Annotated in this window: 16 protein-coding genes, 1 pseudogene and 1 riboswitch; of the genes and pseudogenes, 8 read left to right on the forward strand and 9 right to left on the reverse strand. The window is 47.3% G+C overall.

Annotated elements, in window-relative coordinates:
* From G493_RS0116740 to G493_RS32400, 3 genes are read right to left on the reverse strand one after another with little or no spacing between them, the layout of a single operon-like run.
* Positions 1-690, reverse strand: a complete 690-nt coding sequence (locus tag G493_RS0116740; RefSeq protein WP_028581326.1) for a hypothetical protein — start codon at positions 688-690, stop codon at positions 1-3.
* Positions 687-2,030 carry a PhoH family protein gene (locus tag G493_RS0116745; protein WP_028581327.1) on the reverse strand — a complete coding sequence of 448 codons (1,344 nt, stop codon included), beginning with the start codon at positions 2,028-2,030 and terminating at the stop codon, positions 687-689. Before G493_RS0116745 ends, G493_RS0116740 begins: the two co-directional genes overlap by 4 nt.
* Complete coding sequence (locus tag G493_RS32400; protein ID WP_084813622.1) at positions 1,975-2,748, reverse strand: DUF1045 domain-containing protein; 774 nt, start codon at positions 2,746-2,748, stop codon at positions 1,975-1,977. The genes G493_RS0116745 and G493_RS32400 overlap by 56 nt, the downstream gene beginning before the upstream one ends.
* A 739-nt stretch (positions 2,749-3,487) precedes the next feature.
* Here G493_RS32400 and G493_RS0116755 point away from each other — a divergent pair.
* Both G493_RS0116755 and G493_RS0116760 read left to right on the forward strand, forming a co-directional pair.
* Positions 3,488-4,369, forward strand: a complete 882-nt coding sequence (locus G493_RS0116755; RefSeq protein ID WP_028581329.1) for an alkaline phosphatase family protein — start codon at positions 3,488-3,490, stop codon at positions 4,367-4,369.
* Positions 4,370-4,403: 34 nt separating this feature from the next.
* Positions 4,404-5,222, forward strand: coding sequence for a hypothetical protein (locus tag G493_RS0116760; protein WP_153306558.1), 819 nt, complete (start codon positions 4,404-4,406; stop codon positions 5,220-5,222).
* 264 nt (positions 5,223-5,486) lie between these two features.
* Here the strand turns inward: G493_RS0116760 and G493_RS0116765 are convergent, their stop codons facing one another.
* The 3 genes from G493_RS0116765 to G493_RS0116775 all read right to left on the reverse strand — a co-directional run bounded on the left by G493_RS0116765 (position 5,487) and on the right by G493_RS0116775 (position 10,607).
* Positions 5,487-6,056: a porin family protein gene (locus G493_RS0116765; protein WP_028581331.1), complete on the reverse strand. Its 570-nt coding sequence runs from the start codon at positions 6,054-6,056 to the stop codon at positions 5,487-5,489.
* 328 nt (positions 6,057-6,384) lie between these two features.
* Positions 6,385-7,218 (reverse strand): competence/damage-inducible protein A, encoded by an 834-nt coding sequence (locus tag G493_RS0116770; protein ID WP_028581332.1) that lies wholly within the window; start codon positions 7,216-7,218, stop codon positions 6,385-6,387.
* A gap of 353 nt (positions 7,219-7,571) precedes the next feature.
* Entirely contained in the window at positions 7,572-10,607 is a 3,036-nt protein-coding gene (locus tag G493_RS0116775) for a DUF748 domain-containing protein (protein WP_028581333.1), read from the reverse strand.
* Between the two features lie 175 nt (positions 10,608-10,782).
* Here G493_RS0116775 and G493_RS0116780 point away from each other — a divergent pair, with 175 nt between their 5' ends.
* The 6 genes from G493_RS0116780 to G493_RS32405 all read left to right on the forward strand — a co-directional run bounded on the left by G493_RS0116780 (position 10,783) and on the right by G493_RS32405 (position 19,814).
* Positions 10,783-11,025: a hypothetical protein gene (locus tag G493_RS0116780; RefSeq protein ID WP_028581334.1), complete on the forward strand. Its 243-nt coding sequence runs from the start codon at positions 10,783-10,785 to the stop codon at positions 11,023-11,025.
* A gap of 152 nt (positions 11,026-11,177) precedes the next feature.
* Complete coding sequence (locus G493_RS0116785; protein WP_028581335.1) at positions 11,178-12,086, forward strand: metal ABC transporter solute-binding protein, Zn/Mn family; 909 nt, start codon at positions 11,178-11,180, stop codon at positions 12,084-12,086.
* A 75-nt stretch (positions 12,087-12,161) separates the two neighbouring features.
* A complete protein-coding gene (locus G493_RS29755; RefSeq protein WP_051309411.1) occupies positions 12,162-13,475 on the forward strand; it encodes a GGDEF domain-containing protein in 1,314 nt (437 codons plus the stop codon).
* Positions 13,476-13,785: 310 nt separating this feature from the next.
* On the forward strand, positions 13,786-14,313 hold the full coding sequence (locus G493_RS0116795; protein WP_028581336.1) for a tetratricopeptide repeat protein: 528 nt from the start codon (positions 13,786-13,788) through the stop codon (positions 14,311-14,313).
* Positions 14,314-14,835: 522 nt separating this feature from the next.
* Positions 14,836-16,095 (forward strand): esterase-like activity of phytase family protein, encoded by a 1,260-nt coding sequence (locus G493_RS0116800; RefSeq protein ID WP_028581337.1) that lies wholly within the window; start codon positions 14,836-14,838, stop codon positions 16,093-16,095.
* A gap of 292 nt (positions 16,096-16,387) precedes the next feature.
* Positions 16,388-16,461, forward strand: a riboswitch (cyclic di-GMP riboswitch).
* A gap of 185 nt (positions 16,462-16,646) precedes the next feature.
* Positions 16,647-19,814 (forward strand): C25 family cysteine peptidase, encoded by a 3,168-nt coding sequence (locus tag G493_RS32405; RefSeq protein ID WP_028581338.1) that lies wholly within the window; start codon positions 16,647-16,649, stop codon positions 19,812-19,814.
* Positions 19,815-19,938: 124 nt separating this feature from the next.
* Here the strand turns inward: G493_RS32405 and G493_RS34400 are convergent, their stop codons facing one another.
* The 3 genes and pseudogenes from G493_RS34400 to G493_RS0116820 all read right to left on the reverse strand — a co-directional run bounded on the left by G493_RS34400 (position 19,939) and on the right by G493_RS0116820 (position 21,732).
* Positions 19,939-20,088 carry an alkaline phosphatase gene (locus G493_RS34400; RefSeq protein ID WP_269746324.1) on the reverse strand — a complete coding sequence of 50 codons (150 nt, stop codon included), beginning with the start codon at positions 20,086-20,088 and terminating at the stop codon, positions 19,939-19,941.
* Positions 20,089-20,127: 39 nt separating this feature from the next.
* Positions 20,128-21,204: pseudogene (locus G493_RS34405) on the reverse strand (alkaline phosphatase); the annotation flags it as partial.
* 228 nt (positions 21,205-21,432) lie between these two features.
* Positions 21,433-21,732: an MTH1187 family thiamine-binding protein gene (locus G493_RS0116820; RefSeq protein ID WP_028581341.1), complete on the reverse strand. Its 300-nt coding sequence runs from the start codon at positions 21,730-21,732 to the stop codon at positions 21,433-21,435.
* Positions 21,733-21,808: the final 76 nt, after the last annotated feature.

The raw sequence follows: 21,808 nt of genomic DNA on the forward strand, positions 1-21,808 counted from the left end.
TTAGTGAAGTTCTTCAACCAGCTGAATAACTGTTTCCGGTGTCCCTGGAGCACCGTGCACCGCCTCATAGCGGACAAACTGCTTGTCGTTCTGCCGAAACCAGTAAGATGCATGCCAGAATGAGGCGAAGAGACCTTCCTTACGAATTTCCACTTCACATGCAGGTACCGCACCCTGATTAACTTCCACGGTACCGCACTTCTTTTTTTCTGCAGTCAACGAGACGACCTCAAGGGTATCCGGACGGATCATCCAGAATGAAGAGACAGCAGGCTCGCCCTCGGCCACAGCCCGCAAACTGTATGAAAGCGGCTGATACCAGGGGCGTTCATCCAGTGTTTCCGTACTTTCTTCTTTTTGGCCTTTTCCATTGCGCTCTACAATCAGTTTGTCTCCATGTCGGCGAGCAATAACCCTGGAGCCGTCATTCCCTTTGAATTCCCAGCTCAGTGTTGAGCCATCAGGCGCGCAGGTGGTCTGAAAAAATTTTCCAGGTTCCCTGGAGGTTATCACGACCTGATCTCCCAGGTGTTTCAGCTGCCACACATATTCGTGTACAGTATCACCTGTCTGCTCCCGATACACAAAACTGCCTGCCTGGGAAAGCAATCCGGCAAACACTGTTCCAGCTGCCACCATCCCCAGCACGGCTGCGAATAGATACACAGTTGTTTTAATGATTGTTTTCATAACAGTTCACTCGCAAGCATGGAAAGTTCTGATCGCTCTCCTTTTTCCAAATTGACATGGGCGTACAGGGATTGCCCCTGCATTTTTTCAATAAGATAGCTCAATCCGTTGGACTGACTGTCCAGGTATGGGTGATCAATCTGATAAATATCTCCTGTAAACACGATTTTTGCGTTCTCGCCAGCTCTGGTAATAATGGTCTTGACTTCATGGGGCGTCAGGTTTTGGGCTTCATCCACAATCATGAAAATCTTGACCAGGCTCCGCCCACGAATGTATGCCAACGGTTCGATAATCAATTTCTTTTCTTCCAGCATACGATCAAGTCGGTTATTCATGTCAGAATTTTCAGGAAACTGATTACGAATAACCGAGAGATTATCATAGAGCGGCTGCATGTAGGGGTTAAGTTTGGACTGGATATCGCCGGGAAGATACCCGATATCCTTATTGGATAACGGCACAATTGGCCGGGCCAGCATTATTTGCCGATACAGGTTTCGCTGCTCCAGTGCTGCCGCAAGGGCAAGCAAGGTCTTACCGGTGCCTGCTTTTCCTGTGAGCGATGCCAGGGGCACATCCATGCGGTTCAAGGCATGCACGGCAAAACACTGTTCAGCATTCCTTGGAGTTATTCCGTACACGGTATTTTTTTGAACAGTATGCACGCTTCTGTCGTGGCCGTCATAGTATGCCAGGGCTGACTGCCTGCCATTTCGTATAATCATATACTCATTGGCAGTGGGCTGTGGTTCCAATGCAAACTGATCAACGGATACCCCTTCTTCCTGACTGCGATATAACCGCTCAATCAGTTCCGATCCCTGGCCATTCAGGTCAACAATCCTCCTGCCCGAGTACAGATGGTTCACATCTTTCACGTGGTCAGTGGTATAGTCCTCGGCCATCAACCCCACTGCCTTTGCCTTCATGCGCAGGTTGATATCCTTGGTGACCAGAATATACTTTCGTTCAGGGTGCTCTTTGGAAAGATGATAACCGATATTTAAAATCTGATGATCAGGTTTGCTTGCCGCCGGAAAATGATTCTGCAGATCGGGGTGAAGTGGAAACTCTAGCTTTATGGATACACGTCCTTTATTTGCTCCAATCTCGACACCCCCATTGAACAGTTTGTTGGCACTGAGAGAATCAAGTAACCGGGCAAATTCGCGTGCATGATAATTCAGCATCTGGTTTCCCTTTTTGAACTGGTCCAATTCCTCCAGCACAGTTATAGGAATGACGATATCATGTTCTTGAAAGTGCGTAATACAGGATGAATCATGAAGTATGACGTTGGTATCGAGGATAAAAGTTTTCTTTTGTAGCTGGTTCATATGGGGTTTGGTCCTTGACGCCTGTTGATTGGCCGGAGAACGGAAAACGTTCAACACATTGTATGGTTTGATCAGTGCCCACCTCCACGGAGAGGCAGAGTGCATCAATCACAACAGGCGCTGTACAGACAGATGCAAAATGTCGGCTGAGCGCAGAAATGATCACCTCCTTTTCAGCAGTATTCGTTATCCTGTTGGTGAGAAGAATCTGAAATCTGTATTGATGAAACACATAGGGATTACCCCATACTTCAAGATTATGCCTCTCCTCCGGGGTTAAAATAGCTGCTTTCTTCTGAGCATACTCACTGGGACTCAAGGGTGCTGTAAATCGATCTGAAAGGCGCGTTATAGAGGCGGCCAGGGCTATCAACTCAGAAGAATGCGACGTGGGTTCCAGCTGGAATCGGTCATTTCGTACAGAAAGACACAATTCTGGAATCACCAGAGGAGGCTGCCTGCTCACTAACCCCTGGACAAAGGTACGCAACTCTTTTTCGCTTTTTCCCTCTGCAAGCCGAAAAAACGGTTTAACCACAGCCCTGAATCCATATTTTCTCGGCTGCCTGGTGAGTTCCCACAAGCGGGCCTTTTCTATACCCTGTATAACAGGCTGTTCAACTTCTTTCTTACGGACAATATCGTTTCCCAGCCAGAGACACCCCGCATTCCAGAGTTCGGTTTCTGAAGAAGGAGCCAGCATTAAAGAATAACGCATACACGTACCATTGTCAGGTCTGATAATATTTTTTTAGCATTTAGCCCGGGTTTCCCACAACATCTTTTGCAGTGGAGAACAGTGCACTTTGCAGTGAAATCCGACAAGTAACATACCTGCAACCGGTTAAACGGTTCTTGGGGTGACTGATGGAAAATACGGGATGGATATTGCCTGAATACTGCAAATCAACTGAATAAATAATGGCGCAATTCTATTAATGAAACGTTACAGCCGTATTAGAAAATTATCAATATGTTGAATCAATGACTACCCAGCCAATAAAGCGTCAATGCAGCGACTCGCTGAAAAAGCGGACAAAACTGAAATTTTCGAGTATTCGCAACAGATTGCAGGGAGCATGAGCCTTTTTACAGGCAGGCTGAACGTATTGGACCATGCGTAAACCAGACAGATCTCGGAAAGATCAGATACGCTGTGGGCAGTTTCATGTCAATAATTCAAAATATTGACTTATTCCATTGTAAAAACAGTGAGCATGTAATGTCAGGATTATCATGAATCACTCGCTAAAAAAAGTGTAATTGCACTGCCCATCATTATCAAATCATAATCACAGATTAACCCCATCATAATCGGCTATCTGTAGAGTCTCCCCAAACTGGACAACAGAAGTTCTACATACAGTTATCAGGTTTTACCAGTTTTTCCATATCTCGATGAACTGTCACAGAACAACATCATATGCGAGAGTACCCTCGATATACAAGGAGGCAACATGACGAAAGTGGTGTGCGTAGTTATCGACGGATTACGGCAGGAGGCATTGCAATGCGCCCATGCTCACTGCCTGGACAACATGATTTCCAAAGGAACATACGCAAATACGCTATATCATTACGGACCGGATCTAACCTTACCGGCATTTGCCACTCTCTTCACCTCCATGCCTGTTTCCGAGCATGGCATCCTCACCAACAGCAGTGCTGTCGGACTTTCCCCACATACCTCATCCATTACCAGCCTTTCCCGTTACCATAATAAAACGACCTCAATATTTTTCTCCAAAGAGCAGATCCGTTCCCTGTTTCCACAGGATAGCCTGCATACAAGTCTGTTCATAAACTCAGGGGGGATAAAAAACGTCGATAACCAACTGGCTGATCAGGCAGCCCGGCATATTCAGAAAGAGAAGCCCGATGTCTGCTGGCTATATCTTCAGGGAACAGATATTGCAGGTACTCATTTCGGTTACCTTTCTGAACCATATCTGGAAAGTGTCGAGCGAGCAGACCAATCCATAGGTCTGCTCATGGAACAAATGGCAGTGGTTGGCCTGCAAAACGAATACGTGCTCATGGTTTTGGCCAGTCACAGTGGATCCTGGAATCATCAATCCACGTTTATGCCCTCCAATGAACCCCTACCCTGGATCGTCTGCGGTCCCGGCATTGCTGAAGGATGCTGTATTGAGAGAAAGCTTTCTCTCATGGATCTTACCCCTACTCTTGCCCAGATACTTGGTTTTGAATCACATCCCTGCTGGCAGGGAAGAATTGTTCAAGAACTCTTTTCCTCCCAGGATGAAGAGGTTAACCGCCAAGAGAAAAGAGGTCATGTTCACCTGTTTACCCAGCGTAAGATTCCTACTGCCGCCTAAGCTGCAGTCTTACGCAACTATGGAGATTGAAGCCATGATACGAATTGCCACCATACACCATAACTGCTGTACGGAGTCTGGGCAGAATCTTGCCGATATGGCCCGGGATACCAGTCAGCACAGCCCTGACATCCTATGCTTCCAAAACACCGCCTCATCTCCAAATGTGGATCACTATGATGTAATCCGCAAATTTTCCACATCCGTGGCCATGAATTATGCCTTCACCCAGATATCTGTCGAGCCTTCGGACACGACATCGGCAGATTCCGTTCCAATCGGCCTTTGCATCCTGACTGGAGGCGGAACGTGGATGTTAAACAGTGGCAGCCTTTCGGTTACGGAAAACGAGAAAAAAATTCGCCTGGCCCAGTTTGGTGTTATCAGGAAGGATGGTGATTCTGTATTGGTCATCAACGGACATTTCCATGGATCGCTGCCGAACCAGAAGAATCAGCTTCTCTATCTGCTGCGCCTGCCCCTGCTCAGGCAGCAATTTGGAGCCATTGCCCTTTGTACAAATCTGGATACCGATCTTTGTTCAGAGCTTATTCGGGGATCAGCCAATATTCTGAAATTACACAGACACACCATACAAAAGCCATGCAGCCAACATAATGTCCCTGTAATTCTTACCTCAAAGGAACATTCGCCAACAACGGTTGAAGTTGCCACCGAAGAGTCATTGTTCAATCACCGGGGTATGTACCATTACCACACCGCGTCAGCTGGAACCATGACCGCGTTTTCAATGCAAAGAATCACTCAAAAACGCAGACGCTATACCCCCCTCTCCTTTCGGGAAAGGTGGCTCGGTTCACGGGACGGCGACCGTCTGTTTGCCCTGACCTGATTTTTTATCCCTGTACTCCTGACCATTTTCTCTACTGTCGTCACATATGCCAGAATCGGTGACAATGAAGCATCGGTGTCTGCTCTGACACCAAGAGCCGGGCGGATTGACATCAAGGCTGATACACCATAAAAAAAGGCACCCCATGGAATAGGGGTGCCTGAGTTTTTTGCAAGCGTGATTTTTTTGCAGGCAGGCGCAGACTCCGTTAGCCTACCTATGCATGAGTTCGCGATCGTTCTAAAAAAAACTGCCCAGGATTATTCAGAAACGATACATAATCCCGGCGTTTACGCTTAATCCGTCCTGATCGAAGTCTTCTGAATATGTCCCGTAAAAGCCATCATCATACTCAATGGTTCCATTGGTTGCCCGGTACATACCTTCAATAAAACCACGAATGTGCTCACCGCCAAATGACCAGCCGAGCAGCCCGTACAGTCCCCATTCACCATCTATATTGTCAAGTTCGTGATCAAAATCGTAGTAGGAGGCACCTGCACCGACATAAATCTCCGCAGGAAAGGTATAGCGGAAACCAAGATCAAATACATTGGCCTCAATGCCGCCAAAACGAATTTCATCGTCATTGTCCAGGGTGCGAAAATGTACGTCATCTCCTTCACCGTAATAGGTGTACCCCAGATCAAGAGCCCATTGGGAACCAATGCTTCCACGTATCCCCAAACCGTAGGTTGGCCCAGAATCACCTGCATCCCACCAGCTGCCCAGGGCCTGAAGTGATCCATCCAGGGCATAGGCACTACTCAATATCATACAGGAACAGACCACTGCACATGTACTGAACACACAACAACGAAACACTTTTCTCATATTCATCCCCTTATACGTTCAAACTGAATTCAAAATCTCGACACAATATGTAATTGATCAATTATACGTATCTTTACAAGAAAACGCCTGAGTGATCTTCAGAGTTTCCTGCCAGACAAAATATTCATGCCAATCCCGTGCCAATACCTAACGATGCATCCCGTTAAGCATGGATGAATATTACAAAAAGCTCCCTTGAAAAACATCGGTCGCAGGCCCTCAATGCCTGCAAAACACAAAAGCCGGGGAATAGTCCCCGGCTTGATTATCTGAAAATACCTTAATCTGAGAAAAAAGAGCAATTCTTCGCCAGATTACTCGCACTGATTTACAGAGCCGTTTCACCTTTTTCGTGAAGTTTAAAACCAAGCTGGGTCAATCCGCTGCAAAGATCGTGGCAAGCCGCTTCAACAATATCATGCTGTTCCTGCGGGGTACCGCTTGTCATGGTCATCATGATATCAATGGCCGGATATTCACCCAAGGTTGTTGCCAGTGACTTGGTATAAACGTCCGGGTAATCATTAACCACTTTGGTGAGAACCGGTTCCATCAGGGACTCATCATTACAATACACAGTAATGACCTTGGTCGTTGAAGTGCCGTCTCCAAACCACTCCTCAAACTCATCCCGCAAGGATTGACTGACAATGGTGCGCAATTCAGAGGGAACACCGGGAAGGCTTATTATGGTGGTTTCCCCATGCACCAGTTTCACCCCGGGAGCCGTGCCTCCAGCATTGAAAAGCGGTTCAGCGCCCTCAGGCAGCCAGGCCATCTTTTCTCTGGCATCATTAAGACCCGGAATAGATATAATGCCTTTTTCGTAAAAGTAATCATACTGCTGGGCAACCATGTTTTTGGCTTCTTCATGAAGTACCAGCTCCCGACCTGTTCCCTGGGCTACCGCAGCCAGGGTCAGATCATCAGCCGTGGGCCCGAGCCCCCCGGAGGTAAACAGAATGGGAACCTCACGCTCCACTGCCTGTTGTATGGTTTCTGCTATGTCTTCCAGGGTGTCGGGTAATACCGTCACCCGGTTGACTACACCGCCACGCTCATGGATGAGGTTACACAGCCATGAGGTGTTGGTATCCTGTATATCCCCAATCAGTATTTCGTTGCCAACAACAAGTATTTCAACGCTAGAGGGATTTGTCATTTTTTCTCCGTCCGTATCAGGCTATACATAAAGTATTGTTACTTCTCAATCACTGACCAGAATCTTCCAACCACTGAAAATTCCTGATCTCATTTATAGGTTCCACACTGCCAAGGCGACCTTGCCGCACAATGGCGGGACAAAGGTGGACTATTGAGGGAAGGCAGCAGCCCTCAATACAACCATTTATTGTAACGACTCACAGGGGAGACGGACAAGCTTAGACATCCCCCATATTTACAACCGGTCACAGAGCGCCTGAGGTTTTCGTAAGCAGGCTGGTGCAGCGTATTGAGTCATACGTAAGCCAGGCTGATCGCGGAAAGATCAGGTGCGCTGTGAGCAGTTTCCATTTATTTTTTAAACTCAATCACCGATCGACCATTTTTCTCAAAGTTAATACCAGGATCACACAGCAGCAACTTGTCTCCATCAATGGAAAAGTTGTTCACGAGATATTCTTTCACATGTGATGCCCTGGTGTCACCGAGTTCCCGTAACTGCTTTCGAATGATTTCATCCTGCATTGCAGCATATATCTTATCACTTTTCACAGTTCCGTCACCTAACTCCGTCAAGGCGACTCTGGGACAGATACTGTACTCATTATCACCCTGCTTTTCCAGCTTCTTGCCAATTTTGTCTAAAATCTCTTTGTGTGCATCTGTCAACTCTAATTGTTGTGCTTCAAAAGAAAGAGCAGGCAAGTCCGTGTTCAGTAGAGAACTTCCGAACTCTACGCCCATATAGACCAAAGCCCCTGTCGGTCCAAGTACCGTATACGCAAGATACGGCACAACCGCCACAGTAATGGCCTTGCCCACCGCCGTAACCAGGATATCTGTAATGCCGACATTCAAATCTGAAAGGTTGCCGGAAAGAGGAATATCCAGCTCAATGTTATTGTCGCCATCACGTAACAATGTCAAAGCTAAATCCAATGGCACAGGGAGCTGATTGTTCAGTTCCGCAGCCAATTCATCATCCACAGTTCGTGTTTGCAACTCCTTGAGCAGGACGGTGTTATCCAGTCGGATACGATCTCCCTTCAATTTCAAGACAGACTTCAAATCAGCCCTGCCGGTATCAAAATAGGTACCTATGGCCTGCACAACATAAGGGGAGACACTGGGAAGCGGATAGTTACGCAAGGTCAGCGTCTGCTCAACCGACATTGGCACCGCCATGGGCCGGGAAATTCCGTTGACCTTTAATGACGCATGTTTATCAAAAGTTCCTTTTAAAACATACTCCACGGTCTGTTCCGGCGTATTCAAATCAAGCCCTTTCACCTCTGCCATATCTAGTTGAAACAGAGTTTTAAAAGGTATTTTCATAGTTGAATCGGTAAAACTGAAACCCGACTCTCCGTCAACCGTTATCAGATCTATTTTTACAGGTATGCCTGTGCCCGAAGGTTGCTTATCTTCCTCAGAAACTGTTGGAGTCGTTGGTTTTTCCTCTTCGGCCTGCTGAACACCTGCCTGCGCATCGCCCCCATCTTCAGGCAAACGAAGAACCCGGGCATACAGGCTATGAACATTGATCTTCTCACACTCAACGCCCTTCTCCCCTGACCAATGCACCGGGCTGGTTGTAATATTTCCCAGGGTAGCAAGGGGATCTGCGGCCTCTTTAAGATCCTGCAGGAACTGCCCATCTTCCACCTGAATGGACTGCGCAGTCATAGCTTTCTGTTCATCCAGGTCCAATTCTTTGACTTCGAGTTTTCCTACTGCAGCGAGCAAGGTGTCACCGGCACCGTCATGCACCTGAATGTTTCCTGCCTGTATCGCTTCCACCTGCAGCGTCTTCAAATCATCACTGGTGATTTTTCCACTGGCAATGGAATCAATAGATACCCCCACAGGAACGGCCTGTGAAACGGGAATATCCACCCCTCGAACATGAAGGCCACCGGCTTCCACCCCTTTGGATTCTGTTCCAGCTATCTCTTTTACACCAATTTCTGCGACCTTGACCACCGGTTCCATGGCCATTTCCAGGAGCAAATTTTCTCCCTGCACAGTTGTTTTCCCCACAAGCAGAGGTTGCGCAGCCAGAGTCACCTCAAGGTCATTATCCATCTTCAGGCTCTGCTGGGATACGTGTATCTGGGAAGCTGGTAAATCCAGATTGAATTTCTCGCCTCCCAAGGTTCCTTTCAACTGCAGGGTACTGTTGCCATTTTTCAGGTGATAGCCGGTGTGTCCCTGCAGACTGAAGCTGGCAAGGTCCGTCTGCATCGAGTCCATGTCCAGACCCGTCTCCTGCAGGCCAAGAAGCCCGTCAAAAGTAACATGGAGTTCCTGGCCAAGTTCAACCATGGTTTTCCCCTCAAGGAGGCCTTCTTGCTGAGAAAAATTCATGGTTTCCGGGAGATTGACCGCAATGTGTGAAGCAGTCAGCTTTCCATCGGTTGCAATCAACGTATTGGCTGCGGTTCCGCCGGCATACGAAACAGCACCGTCATACACCAGCGTCGCTGCTGTCTCCCAGCCCATATTGCCGACTTTCCCATCAGCAATCAGGATATGCCCCTGATACTCGCTCTTCATACCGGCATCTTCAGCCATGCTATAAGAAAACTGACCGTCAATGGTCACCTCGCCATCAAATGGATTCAAAAACGGCTGAAGAAGATTATCCAGATTATCCAGGACAAAACGATCGAGCCGTATTGATCCTTCCAGGGCCAAAGCAGGAACTATTTTACATTTTTGCAGATCGATTTCCACCGGGGAGTCATTCAGGGTACCCTTGAGATACAGGGTGCCCCCGTCAGTGGTATCGGCAGTGGTAAAATTTCGTATTCTACCTTCTTCAATGAATAATCGTACATCAAGATTCGGCTGTTTATAATGAAGGGTCACATTGGAGATATCCACCTCTTCGGCTGCAACAATCCAGCTGTTGCCATTCTCCAGAGATTGTTCGGCCTCAAGTGTTTCCTCATTCCGGTCAGGCGTATCTGCTGTCGCAGGAATATTTACCGAAGCTATGCGAAGGTTGCCGTCTTCGCCCTGCTCAATATCCAGGACCAGGTCAGCCAGTCGTGCCTTCTGTACAGTTGCGCTGCGCTTAAAGAGCATCCCAAGACCAATATCGACATGAACAGTGGAATCAGCAAAAACAACAGTTCCTCCCCGCTGTACATCAGCATCGTGAAGAGTCAATGACCCGATGAAGGGATTAAAACCAATCCTGCCTATCTCAGCCTTGTCCGCCCCATTTTCTAGTAACCATTTCTGCACATACAGCTTGACGCCATAGGGTGCCAAAAAAATAAGAGCTGCAAAAAAAAGTACTACCAGAAAACCGGCTCTGAAAATTTTGCGCCCGAAACTTCGGCGAGGGATTGATGTATCAGAAGGTTTGGGAGAGGACATGATTTCAAGTACCTATGTCAAAGGGATGGGAAACGAAAAGTGTCAGGGAAGTGTAAACAAGATTTGTCCTTTGCTCAAGTCTCTTACTCTTCTCAGAAAGAATACTTGCAAAGTTTACAGACTCTTTCTAGTGTTACGATATATTTTTTAGTAACACTAACCAAGGAGATTTGCCATGAAAAGAGCCGGTATTCAGGTCCGGGCGGTCTGTCCAAGTTGCGCAGGGGCGAGCATAGGTCACATGACCATTGACGAAATGATAGAACGAAGCCTGGACCAGCCATGTAACCTGGCCTGCCCTGTATGCGGGATGTTTCACTTGAGCAGAGAAGAAGTCAAGCAGATAGAAAATTCAAAAATAACGGAAACAAAACAATATTTAGAACTACGCAAACAAGTGGAAGCAATTGGTGGCTAAGGGGCATTTTGCATAATTAATCAATGCATTATTTGCAGTTATATAACATATTCACTATGTATGTATATCACTCACAGGGGAACCGGGGCCGCGGAAAAAAATCATCCAAGGTCTGTATAAACTCAAAGCTAAGTGACCGAGAGGAAATAACAATGCAACGCACAATGCACCTTACTGTCCGTATCCTGCTGTTCTGCTGCATTCTACTGTTTACGGCACACGCCAAGGCTGAAACGGGTACGGTCTATGTTACCATTGCCCCTCAAAAATGGCTTATGGATCGTCTTGGGGGGGATTTAATCCAGACAAAGGTTCTCATCGCTGCCAACCAGAACGCGCACACCTTTGAACCAACACCAAATCAAATTGCCGACCTTCTCTCGTCACAACTCTACCTGTACCTCGACCTGCCCTTTGAGCAGCATGTCGTTTCCATTCTCAAAAAAAATCCACGTAACGTACAACTGGTCAATATGGCGAAGGATATTCAGCCAGTGCAGGCCGAGCACCACCATGATGCTGCACATACCCATGGTGAGGTTGACGAGCATCATGACCATGACCAGGAAGGCATGGATCCGCACATCTGGTTGAATCCGCAGAACCTTATACGCATGGCACGGGCAGGGGCGGAAGCACTTCAGAAAATTGATCCCGCCAATGCTTCCACCTATCAAAGCCACCTCCAGGAGGTGGTTTCACAACTCGAAGCATTGCACAGGGACCTGGAAACCCTTCTCACACCCTACAAAGGTAAAACCTTTTACGTGTTCCACCCTGCATTCGGCTATTTTGCCCAGGCTTACGGCTTGCACCAAAAAGCCGTTGAGGTTGAAGGGAAACGTCCTACCCCCAAACAACTGGGGACACTGATTGAAAATGCTAAAAAGGACAACGTGCATGTTATTTTCGTGCAACCACAATTTGATCCCAGAAGCGCTGCAGTGGTAGCACAGGCCATTGATGGACGGGTTCTCCCACTCAACCCCCTGGCAGAGCAGGTGGCTGAGAACCTGAAACATATGGGTGAGGCCATTGCGGAAGCACTGCAGGCAAAGTAAACGGACTGGATTTCAGAAATCCCACATGATATACTTTTATAGAGGCGTAATAATGGCTACATCCGGATTAAGACGATGCACGACACCGACACTTCAAGCACCAGAAAATATAGTACTGCATTGAAAGACGCACTGCTGATGATTGTTGTCTTTGGTATCATCGTCATCTTATCCATTCAGTTCGATCTCTATGAATATTTGCTCCTGAAGTTGAAAGACTGGGAGGAATATGAAGCAGATGAGATCATACTTACTCTGTCCCTGTTCTCCTTTCTGCTGGCAGTATTTTCACTGCGCCGCTGGGGAGAGCAAAAATCCTATCTGCAGCAACGTGCTGCAGACGCCTTCCTGCTGGAGGAAGCCAACCTGCAGCTTGCCAGGAAAGCCAAAGAACTGGAGGAACACAAATCCAGAAGTGATAGACTTGCTCAAATGGTGAACTATCTCCAGGTCTGTCAGAGCAGAGAAGAAGCATACGATTTCATCAGGGAAACCGCCGGCAAAATATTTTTGAACAGTTCCGGTGCGCTCTACATTATGAAAAGATCACGGAACCAGCTCTTTCGGGTCTCCCAATGGGGGGCCAGACAATACGTGGAATTCTTTTCCCCTGAGGAATGCTGGGGACTCCGCATCGGCAAACAGTTTATCAGCCACCCTGACAAGGACAGCCCTTCATGCAGCCACTACCATGACAGGCAAGGATTTGCCACCTGCATTCCACTCTCTGCCCATGGTGAAATCACCGGTCTGGTGCACATTTGTTTTAAAGATGCCTGGGAAACCGAAGATGCCAACAAGCTCCCTGACTACATTCAACAATCGCTGGCACTGTTCTCAGAGCAGGTCAGTCTGGCGTTGTCCAACCTTGATCTTGCTGAAAAGCTGAAGCATCTGGCGGTCCATGATCCCCTCACTGGCCTGCACAACCGCTTGTATGTGCAGGAAGCCTTTGAACGGGAAATCAATCGTGCAACCCGTAGTAATTCTCAACTTGGCGTCATACTCTTTGACCTGGACCATTTCAAAAACATCAACGACACCTTCGGCCATGCAGCCGGAGATCTCCTGCTGAAAGAAATCGGCCGATTATTGACACAGTTCTTCAGGGCCGAGGACTTCTGTTGCCGTTTCGGCGGGGAAGAATTTCTTATACTGTGCTCGGAAATTAAACCAGAAGAGTTCAGCAAGCGCTGCGAGACCCTGCGAAAAGCCATAGAAGACATGAGAGTGCAATACCAGGGAAAGGCTCTCAAGAAAATCACTGCTTCCTTCGGTATTGCCACATTTCCCGAAAACGGCAACACCTTCTCCCTGCTCACAGGAGCTGCCGACAAAGCTCTCTACAGGGCAAAACATGAAGGCCGCAACCGGGTGTGTTTCGCCTGACCTGTCGCGACCACAAACAAAAAAACTTCTCCTGCTACGTGTAAACCATAGCGCACCCAGTATGAGTTACATACCACTTTAAAATTTTTGCTCAAATCGATATAAACCTAGCCTCCGAGGCATGCGATAAATTTCAGGGTCGCGTTAAGAGGTGAAGAAAATTCAAGCTAAAACACCAGGCAAAGACTCAACGCATTGCCAAACTCCCGCACATGCTTACAAGTATCCACAGGAAACAAGAATAATTCCCAAACAGCAAAAGAGTTGTTTCCTCTCTTTTGCGTGCATTCATTTTGGGAGGCCATAATAAATGACGACCAATAAAGACTTTCTTCGCGGACAACGCCATTTTCTAAGGGGTGAATACGCCCGAAGTATCCTGGGATTCGGTTCAGCCCTGGAAAGCGGCATGGATCCTGGCAAGGTCCACTTGCCCATGGGATTGGCATATCTGAAAAACTCAGATTTTGCCGAAGCTCTCATTTCCTTCAGCTATGCCCTTGAAGAAGATCCGACCAATGACCATATCCTGTTTTTACGAGGTATGGCACACTTCAATCGTGGTGACCTTCGTGAAGCTATGGAGGATTTCAGTACAGCTCTGCGCTTTAATCCCCATCGCAGTGTGGTCTATGTCGCACGCAGCCTGCTCCATCAAGCGTTAAAAAAGAAAAGTGAAGCAGAACTTGATATGCAGGTTGCTGTCAACCTGGGCGGTGTAGAGGCAGAACTCTTTATCCGAGAGTATTGCCTGAGCCAGGAACTGCAAAAACTGGCTACCTCACTCTTTGAAGTATATGATGCACCGTGGGGTCAGGATACCGGCGTGACGCACTGACGACTCCTTTCTCCGTTTTTCTACGCAAGGCTCTTTCGAGGAGCCTTGCGCTATGAAAGCCCCCGTAAAAATAGACCTGTAACTGATCACAGACTCCACGGAGTCTCCCGCTGGTCGCTTAGCTCCTTGCACGGTCGCGGTTTATCGCATAGATAGCCTAACGGAGTCTACGCTTACCTGCGAAAAACCGCGCTTGCACAAATCTGAAGCACCTGCGACCAGTTACGACTCAGAAACAATTGAAATATGAGTATTGTTAACCCCGTGATCAGTTACATAAACCTGCATCTGCTCCCATTATAGCAGTCTCCACACGCACCTCCATTCCCTCTTGAGCAGAAAATGAATACACAGTTGCTTCCAGACCTCATGGAACGAACAGACTAACCACTTCTTAACCCATTACAATCACCACTTTAACATAGACGAGTTACCAACCTGTGATATTTGTCAGACAGCCCCGTCTATGCAAAACATGCACGGTTCTGCACAATATCCACCTTCAACCACATTGGAACTCATATGAAAAAAAGCATTCGATCCCTGGCACTCTCGCTTACCACTTTCATGCTCGCAGCATCTCCCCTCTGTGCTGCAAATGTACAGCAGTTAACCTCTGTCAACGAGCCTCTGGATACTGTAAACCTGGAAAACAGCACCACCTTGCATCTCTCAGTGGGAATTGGATCAGGAGCATTTCGACTTGCATCTGACCCAGAAGGCGTCTTCTACACCATTACCGATCGCGGCCCTAATATTGATGCGAAGGTTACCGAAGACCTTCTTGGTAAAAAGTACGATTTTAAAAGCGGTAAAATCTTTCCAACACCAAATTTTGCTCCCACCATCTATCGCTGCAAACTTGTTGACGACATTGCTGTGGTTGAGCAGAAGATTCAGTTAAAAACAACTGATGGCATGCCAATATCAGGCATTTCCAACCCAGAAACAGAAGTGGCGTATTCCCTGGCTGGAAATCGCCTCCAGGATGACCCAGCAGGCGTTGACGCAGAAGCGATTATCAAACTTGCTGACGGAACGTTCTGGATCGGTGAAGAGTATGGTCCTTCTCTGCTGCATATTGCGGCTGACGGACGTGTAATAAACAGACTGGTTCCCAAAGGAGTTGCAGCCTCACTGCAAGATGCGGGCTATCCGGTTGTTGAAGCTTTACCGGAAATCATCCGTCACCGCCCACTCAACCGGGGGATCGAATCCATAGCGGTTTCTCCAGACGAAAAGTTCCTCTACTTTGCCCTGCAAAGCCCTTTGGCCCTGCCGGATAAAGCCGCATACAAAGCTGGTAAAAATGTTCGGCTTTTTACACTTGATCGTGAAAAAGAACAGGTTGTTGCGGAGTACGTTTACCAACTGGACGATCCTGACACCTTTGTCGTTGATAACAGCAAAAAGAAACAGAAACAGAATGCTGTAAAAGTATCTGAGATGACTGCAGTGGGAATGGATACCCTCGTTGTTCTGGAAAGGATCTCAAAAACAACCAAATTCTATAAAGTGGATCTTTCCCAGGCCACATCCATTCTTAACAGCAAATGGGACAGCGTTGCCACCAGCCCGTCGCTGGAACAACAGACGGAGATACAAGAAGGAACATTGCACAAACATTTGCTCCTTAACAGTGATGACAACAAAGGCATAATGAAAAAGATAGAAGGTCTTGCCTGGTTTGGAGGTAACCAATGGCTCATGGTCAATGACAATGATTTTGGCATTGCCGGTGATGCAACCAAGATGGTGAAAGTGTCCATGGAGATAGAATAACCTGCATGTTGCAGAGCGATCCAGAATACCGGAATCATCCAGTTGACCCGCTATTTTTTTCAACCAGTCAACTGTTCGAATTTGTAAGATATGATCAGAATTACGCTCATTTCACGTAAAATTTGATTTGACAGCCAAAGCTTTTCGCCTCTATGCTTATACTATAAACGATCACAGACAAGCACAGCGCACCAATCTAACTATAAAAAAACAAACAGTTAGAAGAAAAGCCAGTTGCAGTGACACTTTACAGAGACACCTGTAAGTTCTTCGTCTGTGACAAATTGCATAGAAAAGTAAAAGCCAAACCTGCCGAGAGGCAGGGACGGAAAGCTACGGGTCTTAAGAGATAGCCGAGCTACCTTACAACAAGGTGGTTCGGCTTTTTTTATGTTCTATAAGGCACTGACTGATCACGGGCATGCAGCGCCTCGCTTTCATATACAGTGCATTACGAGTAATTACATATCTAAAGGAGGAGAAACAAACAGAGAATAATATACATGGAGAGGGTGGTCTGACATATTACGAAGTGCAGTGAGGAGGGGCTTATGCGAAACTATTTTTTATCAACATATTTTACTCTTCTGTTTTCCGGAGTACTACTTTTCTTTGCGGGAGGTTCCCCTGCTGCATATGGTGCAGTTGGTAAATATACTCCAGATACAGAGATCCTGGCAGAATTCGATGCACTCCAGCTATACATAGGAAACCTTTCCAACGCAGAGTTGAAAAAAGGTCTTAAAAACAGTCTAAGCAAGCAACTCAACGCAGCTGAAGCAGCATACCAGAGGGGAAAAGGTTGCACAGCTGTAAATATTCTTGGGGCGTACCTGAATCACTCGGCCGCCATCATGAAAGGCCAAAAAGGGAAATATGCTGCCGTTGCCGAGGACCTTCGCAACCGAGGGACGATTCTCCAAAACAATGTACTGCTCAACATTTCAGAAAGTATGCAGTGTCGTGGATTTGAGGACTTCAATCAGGAACCTGCCATTCACATAGCCGCTTCTGACAATACCCGGTTTGATGCTGCAGTCTCATTCGGTCTGCCGTTTTTAACGAGTGAAACCGGGGATGGAGAAACCTGGACGAAAATGCATATCCCAGGGTTGCAATCCGAGGCTGGAGAGGTCGGATTGCCTGCAGTTCCTGCATGGAATACCCTTGTTGCCGTACCGCAGGGGGCATCGGTTCATGTAAAGACACTTCCTCCTGTCATCCGCAATGAAATCCTGGTAAATCTCTACCCTTTTCAGGATGAGGTTGCCGATCATGTTGATCTGAAATATTTTAAGCCCCCTTTTGCAAAAGACCAGAAAGTCTATCAGACAAATGCCTTTTTCCCTGCAGAGCCATGCACAATAGCTCTTATCGGTAACATACGAGGACTCAATATTGCCCAACTGACATGTACCAGCGCGCAATATAATCCAGTAAGCAAAGTTCTTCGGTTATATGATGAAGTTGATTTTGAGGTTACCTTTGATGGAGGCGATGGGGCTTTTATTACAAGCCGAAATCTGAGTCCATTTGAACCAACAAGTGAAAGCAGCAAAGAAAGCGTTATCAACAAGGCTGTCATACAAAAATATGTTCTTCCCGTGGACATTTCACACCTGACTGTTTACGGAGAAGAACTGCTGATTCTGACCCATCCGGATTTTCGTGATGCTGCAGATGATCTTGCCCAATGGAAAGAAGACAAAGGCATTATTACTTCGGTATTTGAAGTCGGACAAGGCACACCTTATGATACCGGTGCAAAGATTGATGATCTCATTGAATACCGTTACGAAAATTGTGCTGTACGCCCTTCTTACGTGCTACTCCTTGGGGATTCTGAATTCGTTCCACCGGCACGGACAGACTATGACTCAGATCCTACCTGCAGCACATGCGGAGATTCTACAACCGGCTCTGATTACGGATATGCGATGTATCCCGAGTTTTTTTTCGATATTCTTCCAGACTTTGGAGTTGGCAGAATTCCGGTGGACACGCTGGCCGAAGCCCAGACCGTTGTCGATAAAATTATCAACTATGAATCAGATCCGCCTTTCATAGACTGGTTCGATGGAGCCCCCTATTACACGACGGCTGCCAATGCCGCCGAGTTTCAAGGATACCTGATGAATGCGGACGGAAGTCCTTTCGGAGGCCTTGATGGTCGGGCTCAACGTTCTTTCACAGAGGTTTCTGAATTTGTGCGGGCTCATATGATGCTGTGGGGCCATACTGTAGAACGTATATATGACGCCACAGAAGACACAGGTGGGTACTGTCTTGATGAAGAAGACCCATGTACCATCCAGCAACCTTATACAGGTATTGCCACTCCAAACCGTTATCGCAATGGTACCCTGCTGCCAACTGATATTCGAGCGTCAAGCGGATATGCCTGGGACGGAGATACTGATGCTGTCGTTGATGCCTTTAACGAGGGGCGCTTTCTTATCCTGCATCGTGACCATGGCGCATCCAATGGATGGGGAACTCCAAGTTTCAGGACATGGGATTTCGGGGATCTGAGTAACGACGAGTTGCTGCCCGTTGTATACAGTGTGAACTGTTCCAGCGGTTTCTGGGACAGAGAAACAGACCATGGATCATCTTCTGAATCCTTTATGGAACTTCTCCTCATGGAGGAAGATGGCGGAATGGTCAGCGGCCTTGGCGATAACCGCAATAGCCCGACATGGGCCAACAGTGCTCTGACAAGAGGTTTCTATGATGCGACCTGGCCAACGGTTGCACCTGAATTTGGCGACAATGAGAGAATTTACCGTCTAGGTGATATTCTTAACCATGGAAAAGTATATCTTCTTTCCCAGGTTGGAGTCGCGCAAACAGCCGGAAGCATAAGCCTGGAGAAGACACTGGGCGAATTTGTCATGTGGCATGTTTACGGTGATCCTACCTTGGAGATGTGGACCAAAAATCCATACAAAATGATTCTGGGTCTCGATCATTGGGCATATCTCGGCTACGAACACCTTGAGGTCGGCTATGCAGTCAACGGTGCTGTTATAACAGCCTACCAGATTACCAAGGAAGGAACGGTACCCATTGGCCGTGCAGTTGTTGAAGAAGAGGTTGCGGAAATCCCATTTTTCCGTGCCCCTGTAGAAGGCATTCCCATCATGCTTTCCGCCAGCTACAAAAATGCTGTCAGCGTCCTGCTGACCCCTCCCGAAGCTTCCCCGGATCTCAGAATTAACCAGCTGATAAATACACCGGCCGGGGTCGCCACCATGTTTCATCCAGGTGAAGATATTTCCAGCCGCCTGGCAATCGAAGTGGAAAACCTTGGACAAGGGAACGCTCCAGGTACAATCATGGTCAATCCGGATGGAAGTATATCAACACAAGATGGGTATATGATTGACCTGATGTTATCCACTGACGAGATTGTGCCAATGGGATGGGCCTCACCACCGTCCACCATATTTTCAGAAGATGCTCTTCTGCAGGGCGGACGTGTCAGTCGAACTCCTGATGTGGCAGGCGGCAGCACCCTGTTACTGTCTACTGCCCCGCCGGTTATGAGTGATATCGGCGGCATAATCCCATCACAAATACAAACAGGCAGCTATTTCTTATGTGGACGTATTGATCCGGGAGAAATGGTGGAAGAAACAGATGAAAGCAACAACGTCACTTGCATGGAGGTACAAGTACAGCCCATGATTATGAAAGGGATTGCACAAAAACAGTAGCATTATACAGCTACCGATACGCTCTTGCCAAAACAGCCAATACAGCCCGACAACACTGCGGGCTGTATTGACTCAAATACGGGGAGTTTCTAGTTTATCTATTTCCCTTATGGGTCGTTACTGTTTATCTTGTTTTTTTCAATACATCTTTCATCACATAAAAAAGATCAGTATTATCCATAGCCCCGCTGAGTTTCTCACTGCCTGGCCCCTGACTGTAGATAATGGTGTCCACCGCAGTATGATTTCCACTGGTCCAGCCTTCCTCTACAATATCTCCAGCTTTAGAAAGACTTCCATAAGGTCCATTTACCGCAAATCCACCGGTCTCGTGATCTGCCACAACGATAAGCAGGGTTTGCTCTTTTCTTCTCTGGCTTGCATTGATCCAGTCCAGAACCACTTTCACAGCTTCATCAAACCCCAAAGATTCAGCAATTTGCCCTTTAACATCCTGGGCATGGTCCTCCCAGTCAACCTGCGACCCTTCAATCATCAGAAACATTCCGTTTCTATCATGCTCCAGAATATCCAAAGCAGCGTCTGTCATTTCAGCAAGGGTGGGCTCGCCTTCCGGGTACGTTTCTGTGGCATCAACACGGAACATTTCAGGGGTTTTACCTCCACCGATACCATTCTGTTCAAACATACCAAGTACTTTGGCCACTGTTCCCCTTTTTCCCAGTGAGGGTGCAATCGCCTCCAGTTCAGATTTGTCTGAAACAAATGAATAGTCATATGTTCCCTGAGCCTGATCTATAATGTACTGCCGTCCGTCGGTCACCCCTGGAAAATTACCACTATAGGCATCACAGATACTGTTGGCATGATAAATCCCGCCCCCCATAATGACATCTACTTTTGTTTCCATGATATATTACCGGGCTATTTCCAACCCACAATTTCGGCTGTAGGTATGGGCTCCAAAGGCTGCCGGAGTGGCGTGAGAAATTTGAGAAGTAGCAACCAGACCAGTAGCAAGGCCTCTTTTTTTGGCTATTTCCAGAATGGTTGGCAGCTCATTGGTGCAGCTGTAATTTGCATCACCATGGCAGGAAATTTCACCATTATTAAATTTCTCACCCATGGCCCAGGCAGAAGCAGCGGCAGCAGAGTCCGTAACCAGGCTGTTCGCAGAATGGGTGCGCTGATATCCCATGTTGTCCAGAGTTTCCTGGTGAAGAGGTGCCCCGTTGGGACCATTTTTAAAAACCCGTGCCGCCACGACATTAGACAGGCCCTGACCGTCAGGAACCATGAATATGATATTTCTGGCTTTACTGGCATGGTGGTGTCCACGTTTCCAGAATGAAGCCTGTGCAGCTGTAGCGGCCACGGTACAGCTGATGGCCAGCGCAATTCCGGTAGACAAAACTTTTTTGCTGTTCATTCAATGATCTCCCTTTTTTAGCGACGTGAGGGCAAAAGCGCTGAACAGTCATGGTTCACCTGCTAACACACCTACAAACCATTATATTTTCAGGTTCCGCCCATTGGTTGGCACCGGGAGATCTACCTGTTTGGTATTGGAAAAAGATCTTGAAATGTTTAAAAAAGCATAAGGATCACGTAAGAATTCAGTTTGCGTATTCTGCCAAGACGGTTGCCGCCATCACGGCTACTCCAACTGTTTCTCCACACTGTTTACCTTGTCAGCCATGGTCTGCTCCCTGTCGGTTCGGGTTCCCAGCTTGATGGTTGTGGTAATTCGGGGAGCCCCCATGGCATGAACAGCCTCATGGCATTTTTTCACAGCAGCCATCACGTCATCCCACTCCCCTTCAATATTGGTTCCATACGCATGAAGGCTGGTTTGCAATCCTGTCTCTTCCAAAACTTTATGACAGACAACCACATACTTGGAAACAGAAACACCAACCCCCAAAGGGACAAGACATAAATCCAAAATTACATGCATGGCATACTCCTCGTTGAGTTATGGCCTGTCCACAAATAGTCTTTTTGCCCATTTTTTGCGTTATGCTCAAAATTTT

Source organism: Desulfogranum japonicum DSM 18378 (assembly GCF_000429945.1).
Classification (GTDB): domain Bacteria; phylum Desulfobacterota; class Desulfobulbia; order Desulfobulbales; family Desulfobulbaceae; genus Desulfogranum; species Desulfogranum japonicum.